Annotated in this window: 23 protein-coding genes and 1 tRNA gene; 10 read left to right on the forward strand and 14 right to left on the reverse strand. The window is 57.7% G+C overall.

The genetic code is table 11. The annotated features are described in order from the left end of the window. Window positions 1–3: 3 nt before the first annotated feature. The gene (locus tag ACFWW4_RS16805) at window positions 4–594 is read left to right on the forward strand and encodes a histidine phosphotransferase family protein (RefSeq protein WP_411891918.1); all 591 of its coding nucleotides are present in this window, start codon (window positions 4–6) and stop codon (window positions 592–594) included. On the opposite strand, the gene ACFWW4_RS16810 is transcribed toward ACFWW4_RS16805, so the two are convergent. The 8 genes from ACFWW4_RS16810 to ACFWW4_RS16845 all read right to left on the reverse strand — a co-directional run bounded on the left by ACFWW4_RS16810 (window position 591) and on the right by ACFWW4_RS16845 (window position 6,873). After that, window positions 591–1,847 carry a glutamate-5-semialdehyde dehydrogenase gene (locus tag ACFWW4_RS16810; RefSeq protein ID WP_411891919.1) on the reverse strand — a complete coding sequence of 419 codons (1,257 nt, stop codon included), beginning with the start codon at window positions 1,845–1,847 and terminating at the stop codon, window positions 591–593. The genes ACFWW4_RS16805 and ACFWW4_RS16810 overlap by 4 nt on opposite strands. 11 nt (window positions 1,848–1,858) lie before the next feature. Next, a complete protein-coding gene (gene proB, locus ACFWW4_RS16815; protein ID WP_411891920.1) occupies window positions 1,859–2,965 on the reverse strand; it encodes a glutamate 5-kinase in 1,107 nt (368 codons plus the stop codon). Beyond that, the gene (gene obgE, locus ACFWW4_RS16820) at window positions 2,953–4,002 is read right to left on the reverse strand and encodes a GTPase ObgE (protein ID WP_411891921.1); all 1,050 of its coding nucleotides are present in this window, start codon (window positions 4,000–4,002) and stop codon (window positions 2,953–2,955) included. The genes proB and obgE overlap by 13 nt, the downstream gene beginning before the upstream one ends. A gap of 19 nt (window positions 4,003–4,021) precedes the next feature. Then, window positions 4,022–4,582, reverse strand: coding sequence for a GNAT family N-acetyltransferase (locus tag ACFWW4_RS16825; RefSeq protein ID WP_411891922.1), 561 nt, complete (start codon window positions 4,580–4,582; stop codon window positions 4,022–4,024). 136 nt (window positions 4,583–4,718) lie between these two features. After that, window positions 4,719–5,234: a GNAT family N-acetyltransferase gene (locus tag ACFWW4_RS16830; protein WP_411891923.1), complete on the reverse strand. Its 516-nt coding sequence runs from the start codon at window positions 5,232–5,234 to the stop codon at window positions 4,719–4,721. Then, window positions 5,231–5,773 (reverse strand): GNAT family N-acetyltransferase, encoded by a 543-nt coding sequence (locus tag ACFWW4_RS16835; RefSeq protein ID WP_393928470.1) that lies wholly within the window; start codon window positions 5,771–5,773, stop codon window positions 5,231–5,233. Before ACFWW4_RS16835 ends, ACFWW4_RS16830 begins: the two co-directional genes overlap by 4 nt. A 128-nt stretch (window positions 5,774–5,901) precedes the next feature. Further along, window positions 5,902–6,171: a 50S ribosomal protein L27 gene (gene rpmA, locus ACFWW4_RS16840; protein ID WP_393928471.1), complete on the reverse strand. Its 270-nt coding sequence runs from the start codon at window positions 6,169–6,171 to the stop codon at window positions 5,902–5,904. A 12-nt stretch (window positions 6,172–6,183) separates the two neighbouring features. Continuing rightward, on the reverse strand, window positions 6,184–6,873 hold the full coding sequence (locus tag ACFWW4_RS16845) for a 50S ribosomal protein L21 (protein ID WP_411891924.1): 690 nt from the start codon (window positions 6,871–6,873) through the stop codon (window positions 6,184–6,186). Window positions 6,874–7,050: 177 nt separating this feature from the next. Between ACFWW4_RS16845 and ACFWW4_RS16850 the strand changes: the two genes are divergently transcribed. Further along, the gene (locus ACFWW4_RS16850; RefSeq protein ID WP_411891925.1) at window positions 7,051–7,398 is read left to right on the forward strand and encodes a hypothetical protein; all 348 of its coding nucleotides are present in this window, start codon (window positions 7,051–7,053) and stop codon (window positions 7,396–7,398) included. An 11-nt stretch (window positions 7,399–7,409) separates the two neighbouring features. On the opposite strand, the gene ACFWW4_RS16855 is transcribed toward ACFWW4_RS16850, so the two are convergent. Then, a complete protein-coding gene (locus ACFWW4_RS16855) occupies window positions 7,410–8,246 on the reverse strand; it encodes a DUF2059 domain-containing protein (protein ID WP_411891926.1) in 837 nt (278 codons plus the stop codon). Window positions 8,247–8,387: 141 nt separating this feature from the next. Here ACFWW4_RS16855 and ACFWW4_RS16860 point away from each other — a divergent pair. Then, window positions 8,388–8,477: transfer RNA gene (locus ACFWW4_RS16860), tRNA-Ser, on the forward strand. A 229-nt stretch (window positions 8,478–8,706) separates the two neighbouring features. On the opposite strand, the gene ACFWW4_RS16865 is transcribed toward ACFWW4_RS16860, so the two are convergent. Continuing rightward, window positions 8,707–8,943 (reverse strand): hypothetical protein, encoded by a 237-nt coding sequence (locus ACFWW4_RS16865; protein WP_411891927.1) that lies wholly within the window; start codon window positions 8,941–8,943, stop codon window positions 8,707–8,709. 102 nt (window positions 8,944–9,045) lie between these two features. Between ACFWW4_RS16865 and ACFWW4_RS16870 the strand changes: the two genes are divergently transcribed. From ACFWW4_RS16870 to ACFWW4_RS16880, 3 genes are all read left to right on the forward strand, one after another. Further along, window positions 9,046–9,675, forward strand: a complete 630-nt coding sequence (locus ACFWW4_RS16870) for an SOS response-associated peptidase (protein WP_411891928.1) — start codon at window positions 9,046–9,048, stop codon at window positions 9,673–9,675. Next, window positions 9,662–9,961, forward strand: coding sequence for a hypothetical protein (locus ACFWW4_RS16875; protein WP_411891929.1), 300 nt, complete (start codon window positions 9,662–9,664; stop codon window positions 9,959–9,961). Before ACFWW4_RS16870 ends, ACFWW4_RS16875 begins: the two co-directional genes overlap by 14 nt. 452 nt (window positions 9,962–10,413) lie before the next feature. Next, window positions 10,414–10,875: a hypothetical protein gene (locus tag ACFWW4_RS16880; RefSeq protein ID WP_411891930.1), complete on the forward strand. Its 462-nt coding sequence runs from the start codon at window positions 10,414–10,416 to the stop codon at window positions 10,873–10,875. Between the two features lie 40 nt (window positions 10,876–10,915). On the opposite strand, the gene ACFWW4_RS16885 is transcribed toward ACFWW4_RS16880, so the two are convergent. Both ACFWW4_RS16885 and ACFWW4_RS16890 read right to left on the reverse strand, forming a co-directional pair. After that, the gene (locus ACFWW4_RS16885; protein WP_411891931.1) at window positions 10,916–11,140 is read right to left on the reverse strand and encodes a hypothetical protein; all 225 of its coding nucleotides are present in this window, start codon (window positions 11,138–11,140) and stop codon (window positions 10,916–10,918) included. Beyond that, window positions 11,141–11,656, reverse strand: a complete 516-nt coding sequence (locus ACFWW4_RS16890; protein WP_411891932.1) for a hypothetical protein — start codon at window positions 11,654–11,656, stop codon at window positions 11,141–11,143. 1,130 nt (window positions 11,657–12,786) lie between these two features. On the opposite strand from ACFWW4_RS16890, the gene ACFWW4_RS16895 reads away from it, so the two are divergent. The 4 genes from ACFWW4_RS16895 (at window position 12,787) to ACFWW4_RS16910 (ending at window position 16,309) form a co-directional block, all read left to right on the forward strand. Beyond that, the gene (locus tag ACFWW4_RS16895; RefSeq protein ID WP_411891933.1) at window positions 12,787–13,842 is read left to right on the forward strand and encodes an ATP-binding protein; all 1,056 of its coding nucleotides are present in this window, start codon (window positions 12,787–12,789) and stop codon (window positions 13,840–13,842) included. A gap of 408 nt (window positions 13,843–14,250) precedes the next feature. Further along, window positions 14,251–14,700 (forward strand): hypothetical protein, encoded by a 450-nt coding sequence (locus ACFWW4_RS16900; RefSeq protein WP_411891934.1) that lies wholly within the window; start codon window positions 14,251–14,253, stop codon window positions 14,698–14,700. A gap of 11 nt (window positions 14,701–14,711) precedes the next feature. Beyond that, window positions 14,712–15,224, forward strand: a complete 513-nt coding sequence (locus ACFWW4_RS16905) for an ImmA/IrrE family metallo-endopeptidase (protein ID WP_411891935.1) — start codon at window positions 14,712–14,714, stop codon at window positions 15,222–15,224. A gap of 8 nt (window positions 15,225–15,232) precedes the next feature. Further along, window positions 15,233–16,309: a beta family protein gene (locus ACFWW4_RS16910; RefSeq protein WP_411891936.1), complete on the forward strand. Its 1,077-nt coding sequence runs from the start codon at window positions 15,233–15,235 to the stop codon at window positions 16,307–16,309. Window positions 16,310–16,658: 349 nt separating this feature from the next. On the opposite strand, the gene ACFWW4_RS16915 is transcribed toward ACFWW4_RS16910, so the two are convergent. After that, a complete protein-coding gene (locus tag ACFWW4_RS16915; RefSeq protein WP_411891937.1) occupies window positions 16,659–18,221 on the reverse strand; it encodes a phage major capsid protein in 1,563 nt (520 codons plus the stop codon). Then, window positions 18,208–19,308, reverse strand: coding sequence for a phage portal protein (locus ACFWW4_RS16920; protein ID WP_411891938.1), 1,101 nt, complete (start codon window positions 19,306–19,308; stop codon window positions 18,208–18,210). Before ACFWW4_RS16920 ends, ACFWW4_RS16915 begins: the two co-directional genes overlap by 14 nt. Window positions 19,309–19,363: the final 55 nt, after the last annotated feature.

Here is a 19,363-nt window from a genome sequence, read left to right on the forward strand (position 1 = left end):
CCCATGCCCACTGATCTTGCAGCGCTGGTCGGCTCGCGCATCTGCCATGACCTTATCAGCCCTATTGGCGCAATCGGCAATGGGGTTGAGCTGCTGGCCCTGACCGATGGCGGTGCCGGGGCCGAAATGGACCTGATCAGCGAGAGTGTTCAAAACGCCAATGCCCGGATCAGGTTTTTTCGCATGGCATTCGGGGCGGCCGGTGCAGATCAGGTTGTTGGGCCGTCAGAGGTGCAATCGATCCTGGCGGCCGTCGCGCAGGGCGGACGGTTCATCTATGATTGGCAGATCGCGGATGATCAGCCGCGCCGCGATGTACGCTGCGCCTTCCTGATGTTGCAATGCTTTGAAACCGCTATGCCCATGGGGGGTGACATTCATATTGATCTGTCAGGGGCCACGTGGACGCTGCGCGCTCAGGGTCAACGCATGAAGGTCGATGCCGCACTGTGGGATAGCCTGACAAATCGTCATCATCAGGTGGATCACAAGGCGGCACAGGTGCAGTTCGCCCTGTTGCCGGACGTATTGGCAGAAGCAGGCCGCGCGCTGCGGCTTGATCTGCACGAGGAGCGTATCGTCGCGCGGTTCTAGGGCCGCACTGTTCCGTCACCCGTGACAAGATATTTGAAGCTGGTCAGCTGCACCGCCCCAACGGGCCCGCGTGCATGCAGCTTGCCTGTGGCGATCCCGATCTCGGCCCCCATGCCGAATTCGCCCCCATCGGCAAACTGGGTCGAGGCATTGCGCATCAGGATCGCACTGTCGAGTTGATGAAAGAACTGTTCAGCGATGGCATCATTTTCGGTGATGATCGCGTCAGTATGGTTTGAGCCAAATTGGCGGATATGTGCAATCGCGCCATCCACCCCATCCACAACCTTTGCCGCGATGATCATATCGAGGAACTCTTTGCCGAAATCGTCCGGCTGTGCGGCCACGCTCCCTTTCAGACTGGCATCCGCCCGGACCTCGACGCCTGCATCCATCAGTGCTTCGGTGAGCACGTCACCATGCGTGTCATGGAAGGCCTGATCGACCAGCAGCGTCTCAGCCGACCCACAGATACCCGTGCGCCGCGTCTTGGCGTTCAGCACGACCGCCTTGGCTTTTTCCAGATCGGCGTCGCCGTCGACATAGACATGACAGATGCCTTCCAGATGGGCAAAGACCGGCACGCGCGCCTCGCGCTGTACCAGACCAACAAGGCCCTTGCCGCCGCGTGGGACGATGACGTCGATATGGTCGGTGGCCTGCAGCATGGCCGTCACCGCCGCCCGGTCGCGCGTCGGGATGAGTTGGATAGAGGTTTCTGGCAGCCCGGCAGAAGCAAGCCCAGCAACAAGGCAGGCATGGATCGCCTGACTGGAATGAAAGCTTTCCGAGCCGCCGCGCAGGATAACCGCGTTGCCGGATTTCAGGCAGAGCGCACCGGCATCGGCGGTCACGTTCGGGCGGCTTTCATAGATCACGCCGATCACCCCGATGGGTGTGCGCACCCGCTGGATATGCAGGCCGTTGGGCTGTGTCCATTCCTCGGCCACCTCACCGACCGGGTCGGTTTGACCGGCGACCGCGCGCAAGCCGTCAACCATGCCCTTGATCCTGTCCTCGTCCAGCATCAACCGGTCCATCATCGCAGGTGACAGGCCCTTTTCGGCGCCGAAGGCCATGTCCTGTTTGTTTGCGGCAATGATAGTCGCGCGCTGGTCCCAGAGGGCATCCGCCGCCGCATTCAGCGCGTTTTCCTTGGCCTCGGCCGAGGCGGTCGCGAGTGTCGCCGCAGCCGCCCGGGCCTCTGTCCCGATTTGGGTGATCATAGGTCCAATTGCGTCGTGATCGTTCATAGCGGTATCCCCTAAAGCACCATGTCGTCGCGATGTACCAGTGCTGCGCGCCCGTCATACCCCAAAACGGTGACGATGTCAGCGCTGCGGCGACCCATGATTTGCCGGGCTTCGGCGCTGGTATAGCGGATCAGCCCGCGCCCCAGTTCCGGACCGTCCGCCGCGACAATGGTTACCATGTCACCGCGCCCGAAACTGCCGTTCACATGGGTCACACCGGCGGGCAGCAGGCTTTTGCCGCGGCTCAGTGCGTCCTGCGCGCCAGCGTCGATGGTAATCGTGCCGCGCGGCTTCATCGCGGAGATCCAGCGCTTGCGCGCGGTTTGCGGGTCTGTTTGCGCGGCGAACCAGGTCGCGGGCGCCCCGTTTTCTAGCTTGCCCAGCGGATAGAGCGATGTGCCAAGGGCGATGGCCATGCTGCACCCTGCCTCTGTCGCGATGCGCCCGGCCATGATCTTGGTGATCATGCCGCCTTTGGATAGCCCATTGCCTGCGTCACCTGCCATAGATTCGATCTCAGGCGTGATTTTTTCAACGTGATCAATGTGTTTCGCGGCGCTGTTGATCTTGGGATTGGCGGTATAAAGGCCGTCCACATCCGACAGCAGGATCAACTGATCGGCGCCGATGGTGACGGCGACCTGTGCAGCCAACCGATCATTATCGCCGTAACGGATTTCATCGGTGGCGATGGTGTCGTTTTCGTTCACGATGGGTGTGACGCCCAGGCCAAGCATGGTTTCCATGGTCGCGCGGCTGTTGAGATAGCGCCGCCGGTCTTCGGAATCTTCAAGCGTGACAAGCACTTGGCCTGCGATGATCCCGTGGGGTGCCAGTGCTTCTTCATAGGCACGCGCCAGTTTGATTTGCCCGACCGCGGCAGCGGCTTGGGATTGTTCCAGCGCCAGAGATGTCAGCGGCAGCCCAAGCACACCGCGCCCCAGGGCGATGGAGCCGGACGAGACAAGGATCACGTCCGTCCCACGGGCCCTGATCCGGGCCACATCACTGGCGAGCGACGTCAGCCAATTCTGGCGCAACTGGCCCGTCTCTGCGTCGACCAGAAGCGCCGAGCCGATCTTGACCACCAGTCGTTTGGCGTCGGTCAGGGCTGCCATGTGGTGTCTTCCCCGGCTTCCTCCTCCGCCTCTTTGCGGTGGCGCAGGCGGTTGTCGTCGATTTCGACCCTGAGCGCGCGCAGCACATCGGGGATCCCTTCCCGGCTGACGCCGGACATCTGCATCACGGGGCCTTGCGCAACAGCCGCGATTTCATCGGTGAGAAAGGCGCGTTCCTCTTCATCCAGAGCGTCGATTTTGTTCAGCACCGTGATGCGCGGCTTTTCGGCGAGTGCGCCGCCATAGGCCTCGAGCTCTGTGATGATCGTGGTCAGGTCGCGCGCCGGATCGCCGGATGTGCCGTCGATCAGGTGCAGCAGGACCGCGCAACGTTCCACATGGCCAAGAAAAGTATCGCCCAGCCCCCGGCCTTCGGAGGCGCCCGCGATCAGGCCGGGGATGTCGGCCACGACAAATTCCACATCGTCGATGCCGACAACGCCGAGATTGGGGATGAGGGTCGTGAAGGGATAGTCGGCGACCTTCGGACGGGCGTTGGATGTGGCGGCCAGAAAGGTGGATTTGCCTGCGTTAGGCATGCCCAGCAAACCCACATCCGCGATCAGCTTCAGCCGCAGCCAGATCGTGCGTTCAATCGCCTCTTGCCCCGGATTGGCGCGGCGCGGCGCCTGATTTGTGGCTGTCTTGAACCGCAGGTTGCCCCAGCCGCCATTGCCGCCCTTGGCGATGACCACGCGCTGACCGACCTCTGTCAGATCGGCGATCAGGGTTTCCTGATCTTCGTCAAGGATTTCGGTGCCGACGGGGACGCGCAGGATCTTGTCGTCGCCATCCTTACCGGTGCGCTGGCTGCCCATGCCGTGCTGGCCGTTGCCGGCAAAGAAATGCTGCTGATAGCGGAAGTCGATCAGGGTGTTCAGGCCATCCACCGCCTCGACGATGACATCACCGCCGTCGCCGCCATCGCCCCCATCGGGCCCACCATATTCAATGAACTTTTCGCGCCGGAACGAGATACAACCCGCACCACCGGCACCGGACCGGATGTAAACCTTGGCAAGGTCGAGGAATTTCATGGCGCATGGGCTTTCTGGACTATTCAGCCGCTGCGATAGTCCATTCTCCACGGCTTCTCAAGCCGTCCCAGTGGGTGCGGGTCAACAGATACTTGTGGCAGGCTGTTGCTTCGTCCCGGGCCTTGGCGTGCTGCACCTTGGTGCTGAGTTGCGAAAAGCTGAGTTTTTCAAGCACGCGGTCGGACGCGCCGTTGTCGTGCCACGCGCTGGCAGTGATCCGGGTCAGTGCGGGGTTGCGAAAGGCCTCGTCTACGGCCGCCTTGCCCACATAGGTGGCGATCCCCCTGCCCCAATGCGATTTTTTCAGGCAATAGCCAAGGTCGCCGTCGGTGACCCCCATTGTCCCAATCAACATGTCACCGTCGAAGATGCCCCAGACAAATCCGTCGCCTTCATAAGGCTTGCTGCGGCTTGCGGTAAAGTCACGATCAGGCGGCCAGGGCCAGCTACCAAGCTGGCGCACGACTTCCCAATCGCTGACGATCTCGTGCAGCGCGTCAGCGTCTTCGGGGCGCAAGGTCCGGTAGCTGATACCGTCCAATGCTGTTCCGACATGTGCATGGTCTTCTGGTTTTGCCATGACCGAATGGATCATCCCGCTTGTGGTCCTATTGAGTTAACATCGTGATGGGACAATCTGGCCAATTTTTGTCGCGTTTAACAACCGTACGCCCGGACACAATACCGTGGGTCGCCGTGAGGTTGAAATCACGCGACTAGCGCGGGTTTGTGTCCTCCCAGCGTGCACGGGTCAGTTCCATGCTGCGGCCTCGCACGGTAGATCCCCGCGCCTTCGAAAAGTGCTCGTGTGGGCCCACATCAACAAAACCCAGTTTTTGCAATACGTTCCGGGATGAAGTGTTGTCCACGAAGTGGCTTGATTTGACCAGATCGTTGTCGCTGTCGGCAAAGTGATCAGACAGAACAGCCATCCCCGCCTCGGTCGCGTAACCCTTGCCCCACTGATCCTGTGCCAGCCAGTAACCCAGTTCGGTATCGAGACCGATGGTGCCGACGAAATCGTCGCCCGCCCAGATCAGGCGGGCGTTGAACCTGCCAGCCGCGTTTTCATTGATGAACCATTCGGCGTCGGTGATGCCGTAAGGGAATGGTACAACCGCCAGCCAGCGGCTGATGGCAAAGTCATTCAGCGCCTTGGTGATCACCCGCGCATCCCGCGGCTCTGGCGGACGTAGCAGCAGGCGTTCCGTCCGCAACGTGCTGGCGGTCATCCCTCAGTCTTGAGGGTATATGTCCAGGTCGGCACAGTCGCGCCCCGCGCGACGGAAAATGCCTCCGCATCGCCCAGATAATCAAAGCCGCAATTGGTCAGTACACGGGCCGACCCCGGATTGTCCTGAAACACCTCGGCAAAGATGCGGTCTGATTTGTGCGGGTTTGTCGCGATCAGCGTGCGCACCGCTTCGGTGGCAAAGCCGGTGTTCCAGAATGCAGGCGCGATCCAGTAGAAAATCTCGGATTGGTCACGATCCATCCGCTCAAGGCTAATCAGCCCCAAGGCTTCCGCATGACCATGGGCAGAGCCATCGATGACCCAGACATCTTCGGTCCGGTCAGGTTGGCTGGCGCGTTCGATCATCGCCTCGACCGTACCGGGAGGGAGCGGATGCGGCATTGCACGGGTGCCACGGGCCACACGATCATCAGCAGCATACATGGCAATCAACCCGGCGTCAGATTTGCGGCAAGGGCGCAAAATGAACCGGTCCGCCTGGATTGTGTCCTGCACTGTGATTTCCTCGTGTAACATCGTTTTCCTCCTCAAAAACCGAACCGATCTATAATGCCTGTCTATTCCAACATGGTGGCAAAACTATGAATGAAAAAGGGGACCGGTGTTCACCGATCCCCTCAAATGCGTTACCTGAGATTTTCGGCTTATTCAGCGGCCTCCGCCACTGGGAGAACCGAAATAAAGGTACGGCCTTTCAGGCCTTTATGAAATTTGACTGCACCTTCGGCGGTTGCAAAAATCGTATGATCCTTGCCCATGCCGACGCCATTGCCCGGCCACATTTTGGTGCCGCGCTGGCGCATGATGATGTTGCCGGGGACGACAGCTTCGCCACCGAACTTTTTCACGCCAAGGCGACGACCGGCTGAGTCGCGCCCGTTACGGGATGAACCGCCTGCTTTTTTATGTGCCATTGGTTTTCTTCCTTAGCCTTTTGCCAGTTCTTTGGCCTGGTCGATCCAGCCTTCACGCTCGATCCGGCCTTTGAACGACAGTTTCTCGTCCATAGCAGCTACGTCTGCATCCGTCCATGCGGCGATCTGCGCGAATGTCGTGACACCAGCTTCATGCAGCTTTTTCTCAAGCGCGGGGCCGACACCGGACAGTTTCTTCAGATCGTCAGCGCCTTCGGATTTCGTAGGCGCGGCTTTCTTTTCTGCCTTTGGCTTTTCGGCCTTTGGCTTTTCAGCCTTAGGGGCCTCTGCCTTGGCTTCTTTCTTCGGCGCGGCTTTCTTTGCGGCAGGTTTGGCCGCAGGTGTCGCCACCATGCCGGCACCCGATACAGCGGCCATCACGCCGGACTTGTCAGCGCCTTTTTCAAGGATATCAGCGATCCGGACCAGTGTCAGTTGCTGACGATGGCCTTTCTTGCGCTGGCTGCCGTGCTTACGACGACGCTTGACGAAGTTGATCGTCTTTTCACCCTTGATCTGGTCGATCACCTCGGCCTGGACGCCTGCGCCCGCGACCAGCGGTGTGCCCACGGTGGAGCCAACCATCAGAATCTCGTTGAATTGGATTTTGTCGCCAGCCTGTGCTGCCAGCTTTTCGACGCGCAGAACGTCACCGGATGTGACCTTGTACTGCTTGCCGCCGGTTTTGAGAACCGCAAACATCTGTTATTCCTTCGTTTTCCGCGTCTCTGAGGCCCCGGATCAAACCGGCGTTTGGTGCCTGTGGACTGCGCGCCCGTGGGCGTGTTTTCGCATAAGCCCCAGCAAATGCCTTGCTGAGATGGCGGCTTATGTGACCAATACCCCTGTAAGTCAAGCACAAAGAAGGCGAAAAAGCCCATGTATCGCGCACTGATCCCCCTGACACTCATCGCTGCCTGCAGTGGAGAGGCCAACCATCTGGGCAATCCGCTGCTGCTGCCCATATCCGGACTGAGCACGGCGGCTGAAAACGCAGCCTATAACCGGCGGCGCGGTCAGGTGGAACTTATCGTCAAATCCAACTTTCCCGGCATCATCGACGAAATTCAGGCAGGCGGCGGACCTGCCCTGACCGAGGCGATGGATGCCGCCGGTATTCCGCCGGGTGACCGCCCTGCCCGCATTCTGCAAATGCAGGGCGATCTGGGGCTTTATGCCCAGAACCCCGGTGCGCTAGTTGTCGCGCTGATGGTCTATGCCAACTAGGCGGCGTCCGCCTAAAGCTCCTGACTGATCATGAACCGCGACACGCCCAGCCCGAGCGCGCGTGAGATATCATCGAACATGCCGTTGAACGCTGTGAACAGGGCTGCATTCAAGTCCTGCCCCGCCTCGGTCTCTGAAAAGGCGATATAGGCCTGCAGCTCCTCGTCCGACAGCGGCTGGTAGGCCATCAGCAAAAAGGAATAGACCCATTCGGCGGTATCGCTGCGGATCTCGTCCTCTTGCGCCCAGACATCCTGCAGGGCGAGTTCCGCTGTCACCCCCTCTGGCATGGCCCCGCCGTCGATCAGCCCCATATAGAAGGCGTAGTTCGAATTCAGCGCACCCACCACGTTGGTTTCGATCAGGTCATTGGCGTCCACGAAGGCTTCGATCATCTGGAAACGCGGTGTTTCGTCCATAGCGGCTATGGCGGCGCTGTCCTTGCTTGCCTCTTCGACCGCGTCGTCCAGCAAAGCCTCGCGCGCGCTGACCTCAAGATTGATGACCGTCTGTCCCGGCTCCGTCGTGTAAAAGGCGAGCATGGCATCAAGATCATCGCCTTCCAGTTCTTCACCGAAAATGGCGCGCACTTCCTCTTGCATCATCTCCACATCATAGATGTCGGACACCAGCGCATCCCAACGCGCGCTTTGTCCGCCGGGCAGCATGTCCTGCGCGATCGTATCCCCGTATTCCAAACCTTCGGCGCGCATAACCTCCAGCATCTGCGGCAGGCCAAGCGCCTCGAAAAGTACACCCGTCTTTTCGGTTGCCGTGTCCTGTGCAAAGGATGGCAACCCAGCCAAGGCAAGGGTTGCAGCCAAAACGGGGCCAGCAAGATTGGGCATCGGATCATCCTTCCAAGAACGGCGTTGGTTTGTTGATATGTCTCCGCCGGGCAGTTTCCAAGGGGACTGACGGAATTGTCAGTCAGCGTCGATTTGGCCTTGCACACGTGTCCTGCGGGCATTACGACGCCACCACCCTGCGGAGAGGTGCCGGAGTGGTCGAACGGGGCGGTCTCGAAAACCGTTGTGGGTGCAAGCCCACCCAGGGTTCGAATCCCTGTCTCTCCGCCACAAATTTCACAAAAGCTAATAAAATAAGTGGTTTGATGAGATGCCCCAAATGCAAGGGCCACTGTAGGGCCACTTTTTTGGATGATTGCGACTGACACTTAATGACGTCGCGTAACGCTTACCGATGAAACATTTGGTGAGGCCGATTTGCAAAAAACCGGTGCTCCTGATTAGCCGCACCCACAGCGCGGATACGCGACCCCGCCCATCTTTCCCTTTCGGGCGTGGCTTAATGAACAGGGTCTGACTTTCTTTTGGAAGGTGCGCCTTTCATACCCGGATCAGTTGGACCAATCATCCCCGTGAGACCCGGCATGTACTTTTCGGGATATGGGAAGGCCAGCGCGTCGGGGTGATCTGCAATCCGCAAAGCGTCCGCCTCTGTTTCGGCCAAGCACCAGCCCTGCCGCCGATCTGGCAGTTCGGGATCAGGGCGGATGACAATTTTCCAAGGATGCGCGCTCATGGAGTCAGTTTCTGGGCGAACGGTTAACAATCCGTAATCACAAACGGACTAGAACGGATTGAGAACATATGGCAGGATATGGGCTTGTTCGGTGAAAGGTTGATGATGTGTAATTTGTATTCGATGACCAGTGCCCAGTCCGCCATCCGCGCGCTGTTTGACGACCTCAAAGACGACACCGGCAACCTTGCCAGCCTTCCCGGCATCTATCCCGATTATCCCGCACCCGTCATCCATCACACCGCGACCGGCCTCACCATGTCGATGATGCGCTGGGGGATGCCGTCGCCTCAGTTCGCGCTCAAGGGCAAGAAGGTGGATCGTGGGGTGACCAACGTCCGCAATACCAAATCGCCCCACTGGCGGCGCTGGCTTGGCCCTGACAATCGCTGCGTGGTGCCGTTCAATGCATTCTCGGAGTTCCAGAAGGGTCGCGGCCCCAGATGGTTCGCGCTCACCCCCGACAAGCCGTTGGCGTTCTTTGCCGGTATCCACACCAAATGGACCTCAACCCGGAAAGTCAAAGAAGGTGAAGTGACCGCCAATCTATTCGGATTTCTGACGACCGATCCCAACGCGGTGGTTGCGCCGATCCATCCCAAGGCGATGCCGGTGATCCTGACCGATCCCGATCAGGTCCAGCAATGGCTGACAGCCCCGGTCGCGGACGCCCTGACCCTGCAAAGGCCCCTCCCTGACGATCAGTTGGTGCTTGTGGATGGGCCAGAGTGATTTCACCCGGTACAAGTACCCCCACCACCTTGCCCGCAGTGGCGATGATTGGCTGATCCGATATCGCGGTGGCAGACCTTTGGCGCGGGTGATTCTGGACCAGCGCACGATCCCTAAGAGGTGGTCATGGATGACGTGGACCGATCCCCATGACAAAGGCGTCACCGACACGCTGGACGCTGCCCTAGAGGCCGTCAAAGCCGCTATCCTGGCCCTTCCAGCAGATCAGAGAGTGAGGCCCCTCAGCCCGGGCGACAGGCTGCGCCGGGGCGACTATTACCGCTAACGGATCATTCGAGAAGTTGACGGATTGCCGCCCGAAATAATTGCAGAAACGGACCAGCTTCGGACAGAGAAACCGGCCCGTTTCAGCGTCTTCGGCCCGTAGGCGATCAGCCATTCGCAGATAAGCACAAAACCGACACATAGTCAAAATACGACATCGGAGTGTCGTTTTTAGGACATGTCAATTATCGGTTTTTGACGGAATTTTGCGGAATGGTCCCGGGCCGGTCCGCGCGACTCATCTGACAGAATTCTTAATCCCCCCTCCCTTTGTTGACCTAACGTAATGCGGAGCGAAACTCGGAGAATACGATGTAAATGTCTGATTTTGTTAATTTAAATCTCTCAAACACGTCCTCAAAAAACGCTTATTCGCGCGACAAAATGTGGCGGTATTTGTAGTTCTTCTGTCAACAGCAGCGCGGTGCTGTTGTTTAACAAAAGGATACGAAAATGAAAAACCTGAATGACAAGACACTCTCCTGCGTAGCTATTCGGACCGACGGACAAGATGGGATAATCTCAGAGGTCGGCGTGGTGAACATGAATGGCGAAGAAATGCACACAATCAACCACACGCCTAGCGGATTTGGGGTTCGTTTTCTTACCGTCGAATGGCTTATGACGGCTGTTCAGGACAGTGAGGCACTGGTCTTCTTTGACCAGCGGACCAAGCGAGAATTGACGATGCTTTGCCTGCAATTTGGCGTTTCTATCGAAAAAGAATGGGTTGATGGTGCGCAGCTCGTCCGAGAAACTTTGCCACATCTGATCCAACATGATGACGATGGATTGGCTGAAATAGCCGATAGGCTTCGGCTAGAGTTTGTTGAATCGGACGCACGATGGGATGCGTTTGCATTGGCCGTTGCGGTCAACCAAGCCCTTACGCCCGACATGGATGTGGCAGCATGATCACCGAAACATGGAGGCGTGTCAGTGCAAAGTCCCGCCTTCATGTCTTCGGGTCTCTTTTTTGGTTCTCTTGATTTTCGATATAGGCAATCAGCGTCGTCTTGCGCGCGCAAATGGTCGCGCCCTCAGTGAAGGTCCGTAGCTGGCGTGATTGGTGCAGGCGATACACGCGACCGGGCGTTGTCCCCAGAAAGTCGGCTATCTCTTTCGCCCCGCGCAATACGTCGATCTTGGCAGGCATCTCATGCAAGCGTGGGGCAATCATTCATGTGACCTTGTAGGGCGGTTGCGTGACACGGGCGCGGGTGCAGAAATCGGTCAGTGGTTGCAGGGCGATATGTGTAGTGGTGTTGATGTAGCCCTTGGCCAGATCACCCGCACAGAATTGCATCCAAGTCTCGCCCTTGCGTTGGATGAACCCCAAGCTCGGCCCGTCAACGGTCAGAGTCAGGCTGGCGTCGATCCCTTGGCCCGGATGGTCGAGCAATCCCGACATCATGAACCCGAGTGTTTGCTGCAAAGTGATCGTCTGATCACTATCACCGGGGACCTGATCAAAAACTCGCATGTCTGCCAGTTCGCCGATCCGTTCGGGGTCGCTGATCCCCAGTCCGATCACCATCAGGGCCATGCGTCCGGGATTGGCTTGGGGGATATCACGACCCTTGGCAACAGGCAGCATACCGGCCCCGCGCAGGCGCTTTGCCACGCCCCGTAAACGGCCACGATCAGCCCCGAAAACGTCCGCCAGGATATCGGTTGCCTGCGCCATTGTGAGCATGGTTTTCCCCGTTTGGAATTACATTAGTTATTATCAAAATAATACTATTTTTCATAGCGCTAAGGGCGATATTTAACGGGTGCAACGTAGTTTTTTTTGCTAAACCAGTCCACTGTACTAATCGGCATTCCTTACCTTGGAGACTAGACGACGCGAACTGCCCATTACATCCTTGCGCACGACAGGGCAGTCTGTGCTACCGTGGAAGGCGATCAGGAGCCCTAGGACCTTGTTGCAAATTGGGATACGATGAACCAAGAATATGTTCATTGGTTCCTAATATGTCTTATGCAAAGCTCGTACATGTCCGTACCAACGGGATTTCGACCCGCATGGATGACGGTATGCAGACATCGCTCGGACCTGCGACAGAGACCAGACTTTCAAACGGGATAGAGATTCATTACCGGGCATCCCGCAACGATCTCCATTACAGGTTTCGCCGCCAATGCGCGGAGCGTGTCTGGCAGAGCAATTCCGCTAATCCGTCTCGAGATGATTTCTCGCTTGTTTATAGCCAGCCAGCGACAACACCGGACCATCCTGACCCGCTAGGGCCGGGAAGTACGACGCCGCCTAATCTCTTTGATATCGATACTCCCGGTCTCCACCAGTTTTTTGATCGTCGGATTCGAGAAATCAGAATCACTGACACGGTTCTGGGCGACAGCCGCGAGCCAACGCGAGTTGGGCGAAGTAGCTCGTCTGCCCAAACCATTGTTTTTCGTCGAAATTTCCTCGAATGGCTTGAGGTAAGAGACGGGACTTGGCGATTGGCTGGCCCGCCCGTCAACTGGTTTGACTGCTTGCACCTACAATGGCGAGATAACGCTTGGCATAAAGGACCGCTCTGCATGATAGCCTCAGGCATTCAAAGCCTAGATGCTTTGGGAGCATAGCTGACCGTTAGACTAGAGCGGGACTTTGCCACCGTTCGGTTTGCGGTGAGCAATGACCGGTCGCAGCTCGAAGGAGACATTCCATCTCCGGGCGGGACTGGCCGATCAGCGGACATTACAGACACTCAGGCTCAAGGTCCTGAACGTCCGGTCTTGGAAGTAGCCGATTTGACCAAAAAATACCGAGACCATGTCACATGACAATCACTGAGGCTTTGATAAAATGACGTAATGACAAGTACGATTCACACGCACAGCTTGACCTGGCAGGTTTCGCCTGACCTGCTCGGCATCGTTAATCAGGCTGGTATTTTTATTGAGACGAACCCCGCTTGGGAAACTGTTCTCGGGTGGACTGAACCCGAAATCAGAAGCATGGTCTTTACTGACTTCCTTCACCCCGACGATATGGACCGCACGCTTGCGCTGTTCACTACCATGAAGGCAGGCGAGCCCGCTCTGCACTTTGAGAACAGATACCGATGCAAGGATGGCTCCTATCGGTGGCTTTCCTGGGTTGCGGTTCCAGAGGGCGATATTTTTGTTTGTAGTGCGCGTGACGTAACGGGGGACAAGGCGAACGTCCGCGCGCTGCAATCTTCTGAAGATGAAGCCAAGTTGCGCGAACAATTCATCGCCATTCTGGGACATGATTTGCGTAATCCCCTCGCTTCCATCGGGTCGGCCGTCCGTATCGCTTCGCGCCAACCTCATGACGAAAAAATAGCTGCGATGTTCTCAGCCATAGATGGCAGTGCCGAGCGGATGGCAAAACTGATCGACAGCATCATGGACTTTGCGAGAGCCCGCCTGGGTGCGGGCATCCCCGTCGACTTGAAACCGACTGCTGATCTGCGCGAGGGTTTTGAACGCGTGGTCGATGAGATCAGGATCGCGCATCCCGACCGAAAATTTAAGACAAACTTTGAGTTTGAGGGCGCTTTGTTGTGTGATGCGGCTCGCCTCGATCAACTGTTGTCGAACCTGGTTGCCAATGCCGTCACGCACGGGTCGCAGGATGAACCTATCACTGTAATCACCGATAGGGCGGATGCCTCCTTTGTGCTTTCGGTCGGAAATTCTGGAAAGAAAATCCCCGACCACGCTATCCCAAAACTTTTCGAGCCTTTTGAACGCACCGAAGAGGGTGCTTCTCTCCAAGGTCTGGGGCTAGGGCTCTATATCGCGGATCAGATCGCGAGGGCGCATTCCGGTGAACTCACCGTGACATCGACTGATGATCGCACCGTGTTTACATTGACCATCCCTTTGGAACGGAAAAGCTGACCTTGGTATGTCTTGCAGCATCGGTAAATCTGGGCTCGCTGCCGACATCTGACGGTTTTGGTCGGATGACTGGTGCCAGCCCGAACCGGACATTGATTTTGAAGGGTCCCAGCCTTTGACGCACGGCACCCCCGGCAGAAACAGGCATTCGCTGCGCTGCCTACGAGTTGTCGAGACGAGGGGATAAGCGGACCTTCCAGTTGAGCGAGCGGCAAATGAAACGCCCGAGTCTTCTGACCGAGATAAATGTGCAACCCGGCTACGGTTAGCGATTACAGAGTGAGTTAAAGTTTGGGGGGTAGGCAAATCACCCTATTCTCTGCCAATGTGCCCCTACAGGCTTGACGAGAACATAAGAAGAACATACATGACAGCAACAAACGCGGTCGAAAACGGGCGGACATTCGCGTGAAGTGGGTATTCGGGATCGGCGGTCTTTTCGGTGGAGCCATAGTAGTTTTCTTGCTGTTCCACCTTGGGGTCATGGACTTCGCTGATGGCGTTCCAGGAGTGCAACAGGAGCCAACCTTCACGCTTCCTACTTACCTTTCGTTCATCGGCGTAATGTTGACCGCAGTTACAGTCGTTCTTGCTGCCGTGGCTATCGGTATCGGTGTGGTCGCAGCCTACACCATACAGGAAATACGAGAGCGAGCTGAAAGCACGGTCGAGGCTGCCAAGCAGCAGGCAGAGACTGCAAAGTCAGAAGCTCTATCGCTCGTGAATGGAGCCGTAGATCAGGCTCTCTCAGAGGAAGCCTTAAATGATCGGGTCGCAAGCTTTGTCCGTAGCAAGCAAGGCCCGACGGTAGCGGAACTTGAAGAACAGTTTGACCCTGATGATTCAGGAGACCGATAGGAGGATGAGAAATGGCATCGAATGAAATGAACCGAGTGGCGCCAGAGCACCGCGACGCCCTCAATAGATTTCTGACGGAACACCCTGTTAAGCTTGGCCAACTGGCAACTGCATTGGGGGTAAGAATCAAGGTTTCGAGTTTAGGGGCTGGCGTTTCTGGACAGATATCCCGCGAAGACGGCGGATATGTAATTCGGGTTAACCGCAATGAGGCGCGGGAGCGTCAGCGTTTTACAATCGGACATGAATTGGCCCACTTCCTACTTCATCGGGATGTTATCGACGCCTCACCGAATGGTATCACTGACACAGTGCTTTATCGTTCCGGCGAACCTGAGCGGATCGAATTCGAGGCGAACCGTCTTGCGGCAGACATCGTGATGCCTATGGAACTGGTAGAACGTGAGCTGCAGGAGGGCTTTGGCGGACGTATCACTGAGGCATCTATTGAGGCACTTGCCAACCGTTTCGAGGTATCTAAAGCCGCAATGGAAATCAGACTTTCGAATTTCGTGGCCGCGTAGACAGGAAAATGGTCCTAGAGAACAAACGCTACGTTCCGACCTTGGCCATCCGCGCAAGCGAGATGAATGGGCTTCAGTTTCTTCCTCGGGCTACCAAGGAAAATATGACCCCTTGCATTCTGCTTGCGCCATGGGCCAATTCCGCTTCACTCGATAAGGCAGTCGAGCGTGTTGAGAAAGCATTTCGTGGCCAAAGCTTCTTTCTGGACATTGATCGCGACTATGAGTTCACAAATCTAGAGAGTGCCCCGCAGCAAACGCTGGTCGAGCTACTCAATCCTGCAAACGCTTATGAGAAGTGGTGCGACTTCGTCAGTGGCCACGAACACGTCATGCCCTGTGTGCAGACGCGGGGGCAGAGCGAACGAGAAATTCGAACTCAAATTGACCGCTTTCAAGAAGCCAGTCGGAGTTACTGCCTCAGGCTCTATATGAACCGCTTTCCCCCAAATGTTGAGGAGATTGTGGCAGCATTTGCGGCTTCGGGCGCGGCTGATTACGCCATCATCCTTGAGGGCGGATGGACACGGGACCCGCTAAGTCTTGCTGTTTGGTTTGACGGGGTCATTAGCGGTCACCTTGCAGCGATTGATGCAGCGGTGCCGACAGTCTTGTCATGCACTTCTATGCCGAAGATGTTCACCCCCTTTGACAATGGGATATCGCCCGTGGAGTTCACCAACCACCAACTGGTTCAACAGATTCAGCGCAATTCAAACAGGGCGAGTATCGTTTATGGGGATTGGGGTAGTACCCGCCCACGCGAGCCGGGTGGGTTTGGTATGCGTCCGATTGATCGAATAGACTACCCCACCGAACAAGCATGGTACATCGCGCGCAACAAGGAAGATGAATGGGACTTCCAGCAGGCTGCTGCCGCGATCATTGCAAGTCCTCATTGGCAGGGCAATCTTGGCATTTGGGGCGAGGAGATGATTGAGTCCACCGCCATCAACGAAGAACTAGGAATCGACACGCCGCAAAAAAACGTCGCGGCGAGGGTTAACATCCATCTTCACCGGCAGGCGTTCTATGGTGCCGGAGATATTGGCGGCATGAATCTTGATGAGGACTGGGAAGACTAACTGCCCGCCTAGGTCACAAACAAGTGTACTTGGGGCGAATGTCCGAAGAGCGGGTTGCGACCGCAGCAAACGAGACGTGCGCTCAAGGTCGGCAATGGGCCGCGCCCAGGCAAGACCGCCACAAGCATTGCAGCTTTGCAAAGCCCGCTTCCTGCGCATTGCTGACGATGGTGCGTGCTACATTGAGAGTTCGCTCTCTACTGACCCTCTATCTGGGTGATTTCAATGCCAGCGGCGAGTTGTAGTCTCGAACGCCACGGTCAATTTCCGGTCATGCAGTATTCTGTCTAGAGTGCAGTAAAGGGACAGGCGTTAACCCGTCCCCTCGTTTGACTGATCAGACGGGCGCTTAGGCGACTTGGATTGTGCGTGCGGCCTCTGGCTGGACCACATCACCACCGACGCGTTGGCGTGCATGGAACTTCACGGCGGACTTCCCGGCCAGCGAATACGGATCACGCAGCACCGCGATATCCAGGCGCGACACGATCCGATAAGCGGTGCCGAAATCCCCAAAGATGATGGCCTTGCTGTTTGACACCGGATCGGGGCAATCGACCGCCTCATAAACCGGACGGCCAAGGATGGTTGGCGGCTGGCCATCGGCGATGCTTTCGCGCCAGATGTAATCGCCAGATGCGGTTTTCAGCTTGCGCACCTCTGCCAGCGTGGCGGCGTTCATCATCCAAGCACTGACGCGCCGATAGGGCGATTTGAGGCGGTAGAAGGTGGTGATCAGATCATCCGCATCAATCACCCCGGCAGCGGCGGTCGTGTCGGTCTGGATATCCGCGCTATCAAGGATGCCCCGGGGTTTGCCAGCGCCATCGCCACGAATGAAGGCATCGCTTTCGAGCGTGCCGAACGCCTCGCCAAATTCCAAGGTCAGTTCCGCCTGCATATCAAAGGCGCTGTCCTCAAGATTGGCGTTCGAGATGGTGCAGAACACGCCCATTTCATGAACCGGGATTTTGATCTGGCCATAGGTCGGTTCGCTTTCGGGCTGATCGGCCAGTTCCGCCGTCCACCCGCCCGCAACCTTCCCGGTGCGCTTTGGCATGGTCAGTTCATCGCGCCCGGTGCCGGTGATCCGGGCAAGGGTCCGCATCGGGGAAAACTCCGTCACCGTCTTGACCAGTTCGGCGCGGAAATCCTCCGGCACCAGAAAACCGCCAGCCGTGTCATTGGCGTTTTGCAGCGCCTTGAACTCGTCGGCGGGCATGTTGTTTGGTCCGTGGCGCAGGACGGTTTCAAACGCCTTGCTTTCAATCGGACGGTTGGTGTTGGCGACTTTCGGGGCGGCGTTGATATTCGCGGCCTTCGCTTCCAGATCGCCGATACGATCCTCTGCCTTTTTCAGTTGTGCGGCCAGTTCGGTCGCTGCTTCGTCAGCCATTTTGTCGGCCTCCTCTTTTGCGGCCTTGGGGGCCTCGGTTGCGGGATCAGGATCGACCCCCTTAACGTCAGTGATCTTGGCGCGGGCATTCGCGCCGAAAGTCACCACGGAAATTTCGACAAGTTCGATTTCGGTCAGGGTGCGGCCACCGCCGGGACGGGGATCGAAATCCTTGACCGCGTAGCCAATCGACAGGGCATCAAGCGTGCCGTCCTTGATCAGCGCGTAGGCGTCGGCCCCATCGGTGTTATCGAGGGTCAGTTTGCCCTCCACCATCAGCCCGGTGGGCGTGTCGGTCAGCGTCAGCCATCGCCCGATGGGCTTGTTCGGATCATGGGCGCGCAGGATTTTCAGGGTGCGGCCTTCGGTTTTGATCTGGGCCAATGAGTTGGTGAGGGCCCCCGGCGCGATCACATCGCCCGCCGCGTCAGGCTCACCGCCATATGTCGATGCGAACCCTTTGATCAGGCCCGTATCTGCGTTGGTGAATTTGACCTCAAAGTCAGCGCGTTTCACTGTCTGCGCCCTCCATGTTCAAAGGCCGCAAGAAGGTGTCCCCGCCCGCATACGGGGCGCGGTTTTCCATCTGGCGAACCTCGTTTGGTGAAAGAATGCCGGTCGTGACGGCCTTGGCGAACGCCTCCATCCTGGCGGCAAGATCGGCGCGGGCCAGATCGTCGGTCAGGAACTCGGCATATGCTGACCCGTCTGCAGGCATCAGCTTGAGATTGATTTCGTGCGTCCACATGGTGAGGTGTGGCAGCATGGTAAATTGCAGGAATTGCCGCCCCAGTTGTTCGGCGTTCTGGTGCGTGACCCGTTCGAGTTCCTGCAGCATGTGCAGCGGCACCCGGAATGCACGGGCAATCTCGGCGATCTGGTGGCGGCGCTGTTCGAGAAACTGCGCATCGACATTGGTTACGGCGACCGGCAAATATCGAGCCGCACCGTCGATGATGGCTGTCCCTTTTTCCGCCCCGAGCGTTTTCCACTGCGCGGCTGCGCGCTCAATGGCCGCGTCGGTCATCGCGTTCTCAAAGGCGAGAACACCGGACGGACGCTGACCCTTGGCAAGCGCGGTGTTGAGTTCCTTTTCCTGCGCCAAGGCCATCGCAATGGCCTCGCGGCATTGGCTGATCACGGACAGGCCGTGCAGGGCCTTGAGGTGCAGGATATCGCGGTAGCCGTAGACCTTTGATCCGCCGCCGTTGAGGGCCACGCGATAGGATGGTTCGTCGGTCATCGGGTCATAGGTGACCGTCATCGCCCGCGCCGGGATTTGGCGCAGATAGCGTGGCGATTGCGTCCCGTCCCGCATGATCAGCGCATAGGCGCTACCGTGCAGGATCACATCGGCCTGCATGTGCAGCTTGAAATCGTAAGCCGTGGTCCAGTCATTTGGACGCTTGGCAAACATGCGGTGCAGCGGCGACGTGCGGTCGCGCTCAACGGCCCCTGAGGTGGTCCGCGTGTAGACATGCAAGGGCAGTTGCGCGACGGTTTCGGTGATGATCCGGGTGCAAGCCAACGCGGTTGGCTGCCGCAAGGCCCGCTCCGGCGTGATCACCTCGCCCGTGACGGTTTGGGCAGACGGCCAAAGCATGTCAAAAACGCCTTTGGCAAAGTCCTTTTTTTCCGGTGCAACTTTGCGACTGAAC

This window comes from Yoonia sp. SDW83-1, assembly GCF_046762885.1.
Classification (GTDB): Bacteria; Pseudomonadota; Alphaproteobacteria; order Rhodobacterales; family Rhodobacteraceae; genus Yoonia.